Raw genomic sequence first — 13,151 nt, forward strand, 5'->3', positions numbered from 1 at the left:
GGGTTCGTCGCTGTCGAACCTGGACACGTTGCCCGTGATGTACAACCGTTTGTGCGTGTTATAGCGTCGGCCGATGAAACGAGTGACTCCCTCAGCATTCCGAGCCGACCAGAGCACCTATATGGGCCTGGTTCAGCATGAGCCCGTCGAGATACTCAGCCGAGGAGCCCGGCGGCGCGCCGTCCTCGTATCCCCGGAGTTCTACGACCGCTCCGTGGTCGCGCTCGGCGACGAGCCATATGCCCCACCCCCACTCAGCCCCGAGGAGGAGGAGAGAGAATTCGTCTGGGACCTGCTCGAGCGGCTCTGAACCTCGGCGTGGGTCAGATGTCGTCCTCGTAGGCAGGACCGCCCTCGTTCTCCCAGTTCTCGATCCGCTTCACCTTGCTCTGGTTGAACTTCTGACGCACCCCGTAGCCGGCGTCGTCGTCCTCGGCCAGGAACTGGACGCCGTGGTCCTCCAAGGCTTCTCGCAGGGCATCGTTCTGGGCCGCACCGAGGTCGTCACCACCTCGTTCGAAGCTGCGAAGCTGGTCGGGGTCGAGGCCCGCGCGGTGGCCGACGACGTCGAGGGAGACCTGCGCGAGGGCCCGCCCCGCTCTAGCCTGGTCACCGGTGAGAAGAGGACGTTCAGTGGGCTCCATTCCCTCAGTGTGGCCCATCGCGCGGCGAAGTCCAGGGCAACTGGACCGCACTCTGCGTGATGACGGGGACGACGATCGACGCTCCGCCTGAAATCCGTGCCGAACGGTCGGGTCCCTTGGTGTGGCGGGCTCGACGTGCCTACCGTGGAGGTCTGGACGAAACCCCCCTCAGAATCACGCGCATGTCCGTCCCGCACGATCAACGAAAGGAGTCGACCATGCTCACGTCGAGGAGAGATGTCGGGCAGAGCTCCGAACACCCCCGCGCCGCATGCTTCGCGGTGATCTGTTCGAGGGCCACCAGCCGGAGAAGCACCTCGATCGTGCCCGGCTCCTTCCGGGCACAGACCGACCGGTGGGAACTGCCAGTGCGCCGTGCGTGACAGCAGCGGACACCTCACCAGCGCTTTCCCCGCTTTCTGCGAGGTGCAAGGATGCACCGCGCGCCCACAGGAATGGATCGAGATCGACGACTGCACCTTCGAGGTGTGCCGCGCGCACAGTCTGCATCTGCGGGCAGGAGAGGCGTATTCAGTCAAAGGCGAGGAGATACTCGCAGGCCTGGACGCCGCCTCCGAGCTCATCGATGTCCATTCCTCGGCGAGTTCGACCGGGCCGGTCATCACTCTCGAGCTGGGCCACCACGGCGTGATCGATCAGGAGGTCCCGATCAGGGTCACGCCGCGGCTGCGCGCGTCGTTCGCTGATCTGCTGCGCGATAGCGAGGGCCCGGCACCGAGGAAGGACCAGTAGCCCGGGCAGCACGGCTTCCGACGGATTCCGTCGATTGCGGGACAGAAGTCAGCACGTCGTTGCGGTTTCTCCGGTCATCCAACCGCGGAAACATCGAGAGCGACAGGAAGGTGGGGAGCAGGATCCGCCTGCGCGGGCGGTACGTCTCTGTCATCTGCCCCCGGCTCCCGCTCCACTCGGCGCACCCCGTCCCCTGATGCGTCCCCTCGTCGAGCCCGCTCATGCTGGGGTCGTAGTCGACCTCCCCGATGTCGTACATCGAAATCATCCAGTGAAAGAAGCTGTCCCCGCGGTCCCGCAGGCGCCAGCACGAGGATGCTCAGGAGGGCCGTGCCGCTAGCCTCGAGGCCGTAGGTCCTCGCCGGGGGCACTGCCGGAGACTCCCCTGGGTTCCTCGCCGACACCGTCAAGGAGTGATCGTGACCGACCATCGCCCGAACATCGTGGTGCTCTATGCCGACGACCTCGGCTGGGGCGACCTGGGCTGCTTCGGAGCAGCCGACATCCCCACTCCGCACCTGGATTCCCTGCGTACGAACGGGGTGAAGCTCTCCCAGTGGTACGCGAACTCGCCGGTGTGCTCGCCGTCCCGGGCCTCGCTGCTGACGGGCAAGTACCCCGCCCACGCCGGCGTGGAGTCGATCCTGGGTGGGCGGCGCGGCACCCCGGGGCTGCCCCCGCAGCCCACCCTCTCCTCCCTGCTGCGCGACCGGGGCTACGCGACGGGACTGTTCGGCAAGTGGCATCTGGGTACGGATCCTGCGTTCGCGCCCGGCCGCTACGGCTTCGACGAGGTGTTCGGGATCCGCGCCGGCTGCGTGGACTACTACTCGCACATCTTCTACTGGGGCGGCCGCAACCCGGTCCACGATCTGTGGGACGGAGAGGACGAGATTTGGCTGAACGGCGAGTACCTGACCACCGTGATCGGTCGCCGCGCCGCGGAGTTCATCACTCGCGAAGCATCACGGGGCCCGTTCTTCTGCTACGTCCCGTTCACTGCTCCTCACTACCCGATGCACGCCCCCGCGGAGCATATGGATCGCGTGGCGCATCTGCCTCCGGGCAGGCGTGAGATGGCCGCCATGATCGCCGCGCTGGACGACGCCGTGGGCGAGATCCTGGCGGCGCTGACGGCGGCCGGCGCCCGCGAGAACACACTGGTGGTGTTCTCCTCGGATAACGGCCCCTCGCGGGAGAGCCGCAACTGGTTGGACGGGGAGGAGATCTCCTACACCGGCGGCTCGGCCGGCGGTCTGCGCGGGTCCAAGGGATCCGTGTTCGAGGGCGGCATTCGCGTCCCAGGAATCGCTTCCTGGCCTGCCGGAATGCCGGCCGGCACCGAGTTCGACGAGCCCGGCATGATGATGGACCTGCTGCCCACGATCCTGCACGCGGCCGACGGCACCGCGCCCGACCTGCCGGACGTCGACGGCATCTCCCTGCTCGAGGCGCTGCGCGGGGACGCCTCTCCCGCCCAGAGGTCGCTGATGTGGACCTATCAGGGCCAGTGGGCGGTGCGACGCGGCCACTACAAGCTGGTGACGGAGGCGCGGGAGGGCATGGACCCGCCGGCGACGCTGGAGCGCGCGGTGATCGATCTGGATGCCGACGTGGCCGAGAGACGCGATGTCACGGCCGAGGTGCCGCAGGCCGCAACGGAACTGGAGCGGGATCTCGACCGATGGCGGGATGCTCACCAGGTCTGGACCTCTGCCGCCATGTTCTGAGTCGTCAGGGAACGATCGACTGCCCCTCGCAAGGACCGGGGCTGCGTCGAGCGGATGCCGTTACGGGGCGGGGTCGAAGCGCAGGATGCGATCATCCGCGTCGGCCGGATTCCCGCGACCATCGGTGTTGTTGGTGAGCACCCACAGCGAGCCGTCCGGAGCAGTCACCACGTCGCGCAGCCGCCCCACCTCACCGACCAGCAGCTGTGTCGACGAGCTCAGGTCCTCCAGCGGCGCCACCCACAACCGCGCGCCCCGGAGGTTGGCGACGTAGAGGCGCCCGCCTGCGATCGCGATGCCGCTGGGACTCGCCTCGGCGGGAGACCACTGCTGCACCGGATCGAGGTATTCCTCCTGGTCGGCGATGCCTTCGACCTCGGGCCAGCCGTAGTTGCCGCCGGGTTCGATGACGTTCAGCTCGTCCCAGGTGTCCTGGCCGAACTCGCTGGCGTACATGGTGCCGTCCTGCCCCCAGGCGATCCCCTGCGGGTTGCGATGCCCGTAGCTGTACACGAGCGAGTCGGGCAGGGGGTTGTCCTCCGGCACGTCCCCGTCCGGCGTCATCCGCAGGATCTTCCCCGAGAGCGCGCCGGTGTCCTGGGCGCTGTCGCGGTCCGTGGCGTCGCCGACGGTCGCGTACAGCATCTCGTCGGGTCCGACGGCGAGGCGGCCTCCGTTGTGGACCCCGGCCGACGGGATGGCGTCGAGGAGAATCGAGGGGTCGCCCAGGCTGATCGCGCCCGGTGATCCCGTCAGCGGTCGGCGCTCGATCCGGTTCCCGTCGGCCGCGGTGAAGTAGGTGAACAGGTCCCCGTCGTGCGCGACGATGCCGAGCAGTCCTCCCTCTCCCCCGGCGACGACTCCGTCGATCACGCCGACCTCGCGCGCGGTCCCGTCGGGGGCGAGCTCGAGGATGCGCGCGGAGTCGCGTTCGCTGACCAGCGCCGTCTCCCCGTGGAAGGTGATCGACCAGGGCGCGTCGAGCCCGATGGTGAGGATCTCGGCCCCGTCGGGTCCGGACGATTCCGAGCCCGCGACATCATCGGGCCCAGGCCCGTCCGGGGAGTCGGAGCAGGAAGCGAGGAGGCCTCCAGCGGCGAGGACGCCGCTCAGCGCGGTGAATCGTCGACGAGTGATCACGGCAGTCCCCCTTGATCGGAGCGGGCCACGTCCCGTCCGTCCGACAACGGTAGCCCGCGCCTCGGAGATGTTGGATCCAGCCCAGCGGGCGCCCGGTCCGTGTCCGGACCGGTTCGGGGCGCTGCCTCTGCCACCCCTCGCACGCTGCCCGGGCGCCCGCTCTTCACCTGCGGCGCCGGCCGGGCACACTGACGGGCCACGCCAGCGGTGAGTCGCCCCCGCCGCGTCGTGGCCATGGGGCATGGTGGATGCTCCACGGCCAGGAGAGGAACCACCATGAGATGCGCACTGGTCACGGGAGCATCCCGTGGGATCGGGCGGGCCACGGCGATCGCGCTGAGCGAGCGCGGGGAACGGGTGGCCGTCCATTACGGCGCCGATGCCGCCTCGGCGCAGGAGACCCTGGCTCAGCTCCACGGCGAGGGCCATGTGCTGGTCGGCGGGGACCTGTCCGATCCTGACACCGCCCGTCGAATCGTCCAGGAGGCTGAGAGCGCACTCGGGCAGATCGACATCCTCGTCAACAATGCCGGGATCGCGCCCGGTGGAAGCACCGATCACCGCGTGGACGAGACCGACTACGACACCTGGCAGCAGCGGTGGACCCGGATGATCGACGTGGACCTCACCGCGCCGGCGAACCTCACGTATCTGGTCTCCCGCTCCCTCATCGCCCGGCAGGCACCGGGCGTCATCGTGAACGTCGGCTCCCGGGGCGCCTTCCGCGGAGAACCTGATGCCCCCGCCTATGGAGCGGCGAAGGCAGGGCTGCACGCGTTCGGCCAGTCGATGGCGCTCGCACTGGCGCCCCACGACATCGCTGTCGCCTCGGTGGCTCCCGGGTTCATCGGCACGGAGCGTCAGCAGAACAAGCTCGACGGGGAGGCCGGTGACGGCTTGCGCGCGCAGAGCCCCTTCGGCAGGGTCGGGACCGCGCAGGAGGTCGCCGCGGCGATCCTCTATCTCACCTCACCGCAGGCGCAGTGGGCGTCCGGGGCGATCCTCGACCTGAATGGAGCGTCGCACCTGCGGACCTGAGGCGGCGGCAGGAGCAGTGCCGCCCTCCCGGCACAGCTGGACTCGGACCAGCAATGGTCCGGTAGCGTTCGATGGCGCGACGTCACTCGCCTCGGGGCAGGGGCGCCGATCGACGGCCGGCGCCGCTCGGTCTCGCATAGCCCGAACCGGTCGCACACCCCAAGCGTGTCAACCCCAGGAGGAACAGCCGTGGATCGAGCGGGCAGTACGCGTGAGGCGACGGTCCTCGAATCGTTGCAGTCCGACCCCGTCATCGCCAGTGTCAAGGACGAGAAAGCATTGCTCGCTGCGCTCCGTTCCGAGCACGAGGTCCTCTTCCTTCTCTACGGAAGCCTGCTCGACATCGAGCAGACAGTGGAGAGATGCAAGACCGCCGGGAAGATCGTGCTGGTGAACCTGGACTTCATCGACGGCCTGTCCTCGCAGGATGCTGCGGTGGACTGGCTGACCTCCCATACCGGCGCAGATGGGGTCCTCTCCTCCAAACCGAGCGTCGTGCGCGCGGCCCGCCGAGCCGGACTGGCCGCCGTGCAACGGTATTTTCTGGTCGACTCGATCTCGTACCACCAGCTGGCACGGGTCCTCAAGCAGGGCGATCCCCACTTCGTGGAGATCCTTCCCGGCTGCGTGCCTCGCGTGATCGAGTGGCTGCGGGCCGACTTCTCGACGCCGTTGATCGCAGGCGGCCTGGTCTGCGAGCGCAGCGACGTGATCGCAGCGCTCGGTGCCGGCGCTCTGGCCGTGGCGACCTCGGACCAGCTGGTCTGGGATATGTGACCGCAGCGTGAGAGCGGGCAGGCCGCCCAGCATGCGCGCCCGGGCGAGACGCCCGATCCAGCCCACGATATGAGCGGGTGGACACCGCGAGCACACCGTTGGTAAGGTCCGACAAAACTTCATAACTCCGGGTTCTTCCCGGACGTCACGACAGAGACCAAGAGATCAGTGGCGTCACTCCCTTCGGGGGGTGACTGCTTGCTGATCTCTTTTTCTATGCCCGAAAACGTTCCGCCGCCTCCCGAACCTGCTGCGGCAGTCCCCCGGAGCTCCCGGCCCTCAATCCACGAAGGAGTGGTTCCATGACTCGAATGCGGAGGTCAGTCAGCTTCCTCCTCCTGGCGATGACCGGTGGCGTCATCTTCCAGGTCGCCTATCTGCGTTTCCTGTTCCTCAGCGACGGCGCCGAAGCGCTGGGGCTCTCCTTGCAGGAGTACGGCACCGTCACATCGGTGTTCGGCGCTACCGCCGTCGTCATGTACTTCGTCGGGGGCTGGTTCGCCGACAGGTTCTCCCCGAAACTGCTCATCGTCATTGCGATGGCCGGTACCGGAGTGCTGGACCTGTACGTCGCCACCGCACCGGGGTACTGGGCGGTGCTCATCGTGCACGTCCTCTTCGCGGTGCTCGGGATGGGCCTGTACTGGTCGGCGCTGGTGAAGTCGATCAGTCTGCTCGGGGGCGAGGGCGAGCAGGGGCGCCTGTTCGGCTTCCTGGAAGGGATCCGCGGGCTGACGACGACGGTCATCGGACTCGTCGGCTCGGCGATCGTCGCGCAGGCCGTCGTGGCGAGCACCGGCGTGGCCACCTTGATCCGCATCTACGGGGTGCTCGCACTGGTGCTCGCGATCCTCGTGTACTTCATCGTCCACCAGGGGAAGGACGAACTGGACAAGGCGGAGCGCCAATCGGTCGGGTTCCGACAGCTGCTGCAGGCGGCCACGAACAAGTACACCTGGCTCATCGGCGGCACCGTGATGATGATGTATTCCTTCTACACCCTGATGGGATACCTGTCGCCGCTGCTGCAGGACGGCTTCGGGGTCGCAGCAGGCATGATCGGCGTCATCGGCGTCATCCGCACCTACGTCTTCCAGTTCATCGCTGGCCCCGTCGGCGGTGTGCTGGTGGACAAATACTTCCGCTCCACCCCGAGATTCCTCCGCCTGACCTTCGTGATCGTGGGCCTCACCGCCGTCGGCTATCTCCTCCTGCCTCGGCAAGCGGGCCTGCTATGGATCGCCGTGGCGCTGATGGTCATCATGAGCCTGGCCGTCTTCGCCGCCCGCGGCGTGTTCTGGGCTTCCGTCGGGGAGCTCGGCATCCCCGTCGCGCAGCGAGGCGGCGTGATCGGTCTCGCCTCTGGTCTCGCGTATCTGCCCGACGCCTTCCTCCCCGCTGTCGCCTCCTGGTGGATCGGCGACCCGTCCAACGGTGTTCCCACGCAGGGCGGCGGGTTCTCGGCGATGTTCATCGTCCTCATCATCGCTGCCGTGATCGGCATGGTCCTGTGCACGGTGACGATGCGCGTCCACGCCCGCGAGCGCTCCACCTCCCAGCCCGAACCTGCACCCACCCCCGCCTGACCTCATCTCGCCGTTCTCGCTCCCCGCGACGAAACGCCCTCCCTCCGAACCGCCTCACCTCAGGAGCATGACCATGGACATCACCGACTTCTCACTCGACCACTTCTCCCTGCAGGGAAAGGTCGCCGTGGTCACCGGAGGCAACTCCGGTCTCGGCCAGGCATTCGCCCTCGCCCTCGCGAAGGCCGGGGCCGACATCCTGGTCCCGAGCATCGTCGACGACGACGGGACCACACGCAGTCTCATCGAGGCGACCGGGCGTCGCTACGAGTTCCTCGAGATCGACATCACGGCCCACGGATCACCGGCCCGTGTCATCGCACAGGCCCTCGAGTCTCTGGGCGGGCTGGACGTGATCGTGAACTCGGCCGGCATGTCGAAGCTCGGATCCGTCCAGGAGTTCGACCGCGAGAAGTGGGATCCGATGGTGGAGCTGAACCTCACGGCACCCTTCGCGCTCTCGCAGGCGGCGGTCGAGCACTTCATCGCGCAGGGCTCCGGGAAGATCATCAACATCGCCTCGCTCTTCGCCTTCCTCGGGGGCCAGTCCTCCCCCGCCTACGCCGCGACGAAGCACGGCATCGTCGGATTCACGAAGGCGTACAGCGATGAGCTGGCCCAGCACGGGATCCAGGTCAATGCGATCGCACCCGGCTACTTCGCGACCGCGCTGACCGCGACGACCCGCGCGGATCCGGAGGCCAGCCGTCGCATCCTCGAGCACATCCCGGCCGGCCGATGGGGAGAGGTCGCCGACCTCATGGGAGCAGCCGTGTTCCTTGCGTCCCGGGCCTCCGACTACGTCAATGGACACGTCCTGACCGTCGACGGCGGCTACCTCGTCCGCTGACGATCCCGCCCGTCGTCCATCCCGCCGCCGGCTCGACCCGCAACCGGCCCTGATACCCCCACCACACCACCACACCACCACAAGCACGAACCATCGTGAGAGGACCCTCCGCACCATGATCGATTCACGTTCCCCCCTGACCCGCAGCCAGATCCTCGACCAGCTCCACTCGATCCTGAACCCCGGGCAGATCGAGACCGACGAGAGCGCCCTCCAGGAATCCAGCGTCGACCGCTTCAAGAAGTATCAGTCGGCGCACGGGATCTTCACCGCGCCCCTGCCGGTCGCGATCGTCTACGCCACCTCCACGGCGGATGTCGCCGCGGTGCTCGCGTTCGCCGACGAGAACCTCGTCAACATCGTGCCGCGCAGCGGACGCACCGGCACCGAGGGCGGCCTGGAGACCAGCGTCGCCGACACGATCGTGCTGGACGTCTCCCGCATGAATCAGGTGCTCTCCATCGACCCGGAGAACATGCAGGTCACCGTGGAGGCGGGGGTGACGTTGCAGACCCTGGAGGATCAGCTGCGCGAGCAGGGTCTGACCACGGGGCACTCCCCTCAGTCCAAGCCGTTGGCGCAGTACGGCGGCCTCGTGTCCACGCGCAGCATCGGCCAGTTCTCCACGCTGTACGGCGCGATCGAGGACATGGTCGTGGGCCTGGAGACCGTCTTCCCCGGTGGCCGGGTCTCCCGGATCAAGGCGGTCCCCCGGCGCGCGGCCGGCCCGGACATCCGCCACATCGTGATCGGCAACGAAGGGGCTCTCTCGGTGATCACCGAGGTCACCCTCAAGGTGTTCCGCTTCTACCCGGAGAACAACGAGTTCCACGGCGCACTGGTCGATGACATGCGCACCGGCATCGCCATCCTTCGCGAAGTGATCACCAACGGCTTCCGCCCCTCGGTGGCTCGCCTGTATTCCCCGGAGGATGCCAACCAGCATTTCTCCCACTTCAGCCAGGGCAAGTGCGTCGTCGTCCTGGTTGCGGAAGGGCCCGAGAGTCTTGTACGCGCCACCAGCGAGGAGATCACCCGGGTCGTCGAGCAGCATGAGCACGACACGGTCGATCCGACACTCATCGAGGCCTGGTTCGACAATCTGAACTGGGGGCCGGAGAAGATCGAGGCCGAGAAGGCCGCGATGCTCGACTCCCAGCATCTGGGCTACACCACGGAGGTCTCCGCCGACTGGTCCCAGGTCGCGGACCTCTATGACGCCGTCATCCGTCGTATTCGCGAGGAGTACCCGCACGTCGATGACCTGACCATGCTCGGCGGCCACTCCTCGCACAGCTACCAGACCGGGACCAACATGTACTTCGTGTACGACTACCGGATCGACGCCTCCCCCGAGCAGGAGATCGAGAAGTACCACGTCCCGCTCAACGCGATCATCGTCGAGGAGGCGCTGCGGCACGGTGGTTCGATGGTGCATCATCACGGGATCGGCAAGTACCGCACCCCCTGGACCGAGCAGGAGCACGGCAGCGCCTACCCGGTGCTCGCCGCCCTCAAGGAGACCTTCGACCCGAACGGGATCATGAACAAGGGAACAGTCTTCCCCGCGGACGGTGCGATCCAGCCGGCCGCCGCGCAGCCGCAGCATCACCAGCGCGATGGCGGCAGCGAGGGCTCCGCCTCATGACGAGGTATGTGATCGGGATCGACAACGGGTCGCAGTCCTCCAAGGTCACCGTCTACGACGAGCACGGCCGCACCTGTGCCGTGGGCCGGGTCCCCCTCCCCGCCAACCACACCCCTCGCCCGGGTGTGGTCGAGTACCCCGATGATGTCCTCTGGGAGTCGATCTCCGAGGCCTGCCGGTTGGCCATGGACGATTTCGACGGGGACCCTCGAGCAATCGCCGGGATCGGCCTGTGCACGATCCGGTTCTGCCGGGCAGTGCTGCGCGCCGACGGGTCGCTCGCGCAGCCCGTGCAGAGCTGGATGGACGAACGGGTGGGCCGCCCGTACCGCGCGGAGTCCACCGACGCCGCCTACGTCACGACCTCCTCGGGATACATCACTCACCGTCTGACCGGGAACTTCACGGACACCGTGGCGAACTATCAGGGCATGTGGCCCATCGATGCCGCGGCCTGGTCCTGGTCTTCGGACGAGCAGGCCTATCAGCGCACCGGTATGGCGCGCAGCATGCTGTTCGACCTGGTCATGCCGGGCGAGGTCCTCGGGAATCTGACGGCGGGCGCCGCTGCGGCCACCGGGCTGCCCGAGGGGCTGCCCGTGGTCGCCACCGCGAACGATAAAGCGGTCGAAGCGCTCGGTGCCGGGCTGCAGGATCCGCGGTCCCTGCTGCTGTCGCTCGGCACCTACATCGCCGGGATGTCCGTGGGCGACGCGGGCAGGGCCGATTCGACGTCGTTCTGGACGAACTTCGGCTCGGAACCGGGGAAGCACCTGTACGAGAGTGGCGGGATCCGCCGCGGGATGTGGACGGTGAGCTGGTTCCGCGATCTGCTCGGGGAGGGAACCGTGCGCGAGGCCGAAGCACGCGGGGACACCGTGGAGGAGATGCTGGGGCGCGAAGCCCTCGACGTACCGGCTGGTTCCGACGGGCTGCTGACCGTGCCCGACTGGCTCGCCCCCAGCGAGGCTCCTGCCCGCCGGGGCAGCATTCTGGGATTCGACGGGCGCCAGGGCAGAGCGCACATGTTCCGGTCGATCCTCGAAGGCATCGCCCTGACCATGAAGGAGCGCACCGACGACATGGCGGACGAGCTCGGCACCACGTTCGAGCGCGTGGTCGTCACCGGTGGCGGGGCCGCTTCGGATCTGATGACCCAGATCCTCGCGGACGTCTTCGACCTCGAGTGCCTCCGACTGGACGGGGGCAGCTCTGCCGGGCGCGGCGCGGCGATCTGCGCCGCCGTCGCCACCGGCCTCGTCCCGAGCTTCCAGGAGGGAGTGGCGCGTTTCGCCGTCGTGACGGACCGGACCGTCCCGATCCCCGGGAACACGGCGACCTATCAGCAGCTCCTCGCGGTGTACCGGGACGTGCGACCCGTGACGGACGAGATCTACCGGCGAACTCGGGAGGCTGTGGGGTAGCGGGCAGCTCCCCCGGGCCAGTTCCGCAGTCCCGCTGTCCACGACAATGGATGCATGATCGACTGGAACATCGTGTGGCAGGACTACCTCGGCATCACCTGGAGCGGGGCGCTGGGTGTCGTGATCTCCGCGGTCGTGCTGTACCTGTTCTTCTCCCTGCTCGTGCATGTCGCGGGCCCGCGTCTGATGGCCAACCCCACCGTCGGCAGTTTCGTGGTGCTCGCCGTGATCGGCGGTGTCGCCGCTCGGGCGACGCTCGGCGAGGCCCCGACCATGCTGGCTGCGCTGATCGTGCTGAACACACTGATGATCCTGGACTGGCTGGTGGGGACGATGCGGCGGACTCTGCGACCGTTCCCTCGCCGTGCTCGTCGCCGCTCGACCGTTGTCATGGTCGGTGGGCAGACGGTCGCCCGTGCCCTGCACCGGCGTCGTCTGTCCGAACGCGACCTGCTGAACCGGTTGCGGATCAGCGGGGTGCTGGATCTGCGGCAGGTGGAGCTGGTGATCCTCGAGGACCGTGGCAGCCTCACCGTGGTGCGGCAGGGATCGGCGATCGATGCGGCGCTGGTGGAGGATGTCGACGGACGTGAGGCGATCCCGGATCGACTTCTGGCGGTGTGACCGAGAACCGTGAGCTCGTGCCGATCTCGGCGCAGGTCGGTGAGGGTGCCCTCCAGCCCGTCGACGGCCTGCGTCGTGAACCCCGTGGAGCCGGAGGCCTCGGCCCTCATCGTGGGGCCGGCAGCTGGGCGCAGCAGCGGCGCCCCGCTCAGCCGCTCTCGGCTTCGCGCGCCGTCACCCAGCGCTGCAGATGGTCGGTGAAGGCGCTCGAATTGCACAGGCTGGACGGGTCGAAGGAATCCGCGATGACGCGGAACTCGGAGTTCACCAGCGCCTCATGGGTGCGGCGCATCATCGCCTTCGCCAACGTCGAGTGATCTCCGACCAGGCACAGCGTCGGGGTGGTGCAGCGGCGCAGAGCGTCCTCGAAGTGCACCTGATTGACCACGCGCCGCTGCGTCACGAGATCGTCGATCCGCGCCGTCAGGAAGACCTGGGCCATCGCCTCGCCGGCCTCCGGCCAGCGCGGGTAGGCCGCCCGGGTGGCTGCTGCCAGGGCCTTGCGGGGCATCGCCCGGAGCATCGCCGGCTGCAGGTGCGCGGGCCACAGCTGGAGGCGCTCGCGCAGCGAGCGAGGGCGCACGTCGCACAGGCTGTCGCAGATCACCGCCGATTCGGTCAGCTCGGGGTGCCTCTGCATGAACTGCTGGACCACGACTCCGCCGTAGGAGATGCCGACCAGATGGGCGCTGTCGAGGTCGCGCTCACGCAGCGCGCGGGCGATCTCGTCGGCCTGTACGGTCAGCACCTCACGGTCCGGGATCCCCGCCAGGGACTGCGATCGCCCGGTGCCCCGCAGGTCCACGGCGAGGCATCGCACCCCCTCGAACGCGTCGAGCTGGGGTTCGTACATCGTGTGATCGCACCCCAGGCCCGGCACGAGCACGACGGTGGGCCCGCTGCCGCGGTCGACGAGGAACATCGTGCACCTCACTCA

The 13,151-nt window shown here is 68.0% G+C and carries 13 protein-coding genes; 10 read left to right on the plus strand and 3 right to left on the minus strand.

Annotation, left to right across the window (positions count from 1 at the left end; genetic code table 11):
* Positions 1-73: 73 nt before the first annotated feature.
* Positions 74-310: a type II toxin-antitoxin system Phd/YefM family antitoxin gene (locus tag INT51_RS13175; protein ID WP_193105771.1), complete on the plus strand. Its 237-nt coding sequence runs from the start codon at positions 74-76 to the stop codon at positions 308-310.
* Positions 311-323: 13 nt separating this feature from the next.
* On the opposite strand, the gene INT51_RS13180 is transcribed toward INT51_RS13175, so the two are convergent.
* On the minus strand, positions 324-644 hold the full coding sequence (locus tag INT51_RS13180; RefSeq protein WP_193105772.1) for a hypothetical protein: 321 nt from the start codon (positions 642-644) through the stop codon (positions 324-326).
* Positions 645-1,019: 375 nt separating this feature from the next.
* Here INT51_RS13180 and INT51_RS13185 point away from each other — a divergent pair, with 375 nt between their 5' ends.
* Both INT51_RS13185 and INT51_RS13190 read left to right on the plus strand, forming a co-directional pair.
* Positions 1,020-1,397 (plus strand): hypothetical protein, encoded by a 378-nt coding sequence (locus INT51_RS13185; RefSeq protein WP_193105773.1) that lies wholly within the window; start codon positions 1,020-1,022, stop codon positions 1,395-1,397.
* A gap of 419 nt (positions 1,398-1,816) precedes the next feature.
* Positions 1,817-3,127, plus strand: coding sequence for a sulfatase-like hydrolase/transferase (locus INT51_RS13190; RefSeq protein WP_193105774.1), 1,311 nt, complete (start codon positions 1,817-1,819; stop codon positions 3,125-3,127).
* 60 nt (positions 3,128-3,187) lie between these two features.
* Here the strand turns inward: INT51_RS13190 and INT51_RS13195 are convergent, their stop codons facing one another.
* Positions 3,188-4,267 (minus strand): sorbosone dehydrogenase family protein, encoded by a 1,080-nt coding sequence (locus INT51_RS13195; protein ID WP_304502191.1) that lies wholly within the window; start codon positions 4,265-4,267, stop codon positions 3,188-3,190.
* Between the two features lie 276 nt (positions 4,268-4,543).
* Between INT51_RS13195 and INT51_RS13200 the strand changes: the two genes are divergently transcribed.
* From INT51_RS13200 to INT51_RS13230, 7 genes are all read left to right on the plus strand, one after another.
* Positions 4,544-5,305 carry an SDR family NAD(P)-dependent oxidoreductase gene (locus INT51_RS13200; RefSeq protein WP_193105776.1) on the plus strand — a complete coding sequence of 254 codons (762 nt, stop codon included), beginning with the start codon at positions 4,544-4,546 and terminating at the stop codon, positions 5,303-5,305.
* A 189-nt stretch (positions 5,306-5,494) separates the two neighbouring features.
* On the plus strand, positions 5,495-6,082 hold the full coding sequence (locus tag INT51_RS13205) for a glycerol-3-phosphate responsive antiterminator (RefSeq protein WP_193105777.1): 588 nt from the start codon (positions 5,495-5,497) through the stop codon (positions 6,080-6,082).
* Between the two features lie 302 nt (positions 6,083-6,384).
* Positions 6,385-7,668, plus strand: coding sequence for a nitrate/nitrite transporter (locus INT51_RS13210; RefSeq protein WP_193105778.1), 1,284 nt, complete (start codon positions 6,385-6,387; stop codon positions 7,666-7,668).
* A gap of 73 nt (positions 7,669-7,741) precedes the next feature.
* Positions 7,742-8,518: an SDR family oxidoreductase gene (locus INT51_RS13215; RefSeq protein WP_193105779.1), complete on the plus strand. Its 777-nt coding sequence runs from the start codon at positions 7,742-7,744 to the stop codon at positions 8,516-8,518.
* A 115-nt stretch (positions 8,519-8,633) separates the two neighbouring features.
* A complete protein-coding gene (locus INT51_RS13220; protein WP_193105780.1) occupies positions 8,634-10,166 on the plus strand; it encodes an FAD-binding oxidoreductase in 1,533 nt (510 codons plus the stop codon).
* Positions 10,163-11,590 carry an FGGY-family carbohydrate kinase gene (locus INT51_RS13225; protein WP_193105781.1) on the plus strand — a complete coding sequence of 476 codons (1,428 nt, stop codon included), beginning with the start codon at positions 10,163-10,165 and terminating at the stop codon, positions 11,588-11,590. Before INT51_RS13220 ends, INT51_RS13225 begins: the two co-directional genes overlap by 4 nt.
* Before the next feature lie 54 nt (positions 11,591-11,644).
* Positions 11,645-12,214 (plus strand): DUF421 domain-containing protein, encoded by a 570-nt coding sequence (locus INT51_RS13230; protein WP_193105782.1) that lies wholly within the window; start codon positions 11,645-11,647, stop codon positions 12,212-12,214.
* Between the two features lie 148 nt (positions 12,215-12,362).
* On the opposite strand, the gene INT51_RS13235 is transcribed toward INT51_RS13230, so the two are convergent.
* Entirely contained in the window at positions 12,363-13,136 is a 774-nt protein-coding gene (locus INT51_RS13235; RefSeq protein ID WP_193105783.1) for an alpha/beta fold hydrolase, read from the minus strand.
* Positions 13,137-13,151 lie beyond the last annotated feature (15 nt).

The sequence above is a fragment of the Brachybacterium sp. FME24 genome (assembly GCF_014897705.1).
In the GTDB taxonomy this organism is placed as follows: Bacteria; Actinomycetota; Actinomycetes; order Actinomycetales; family Dermabacteraceae; genus Brachybacterium.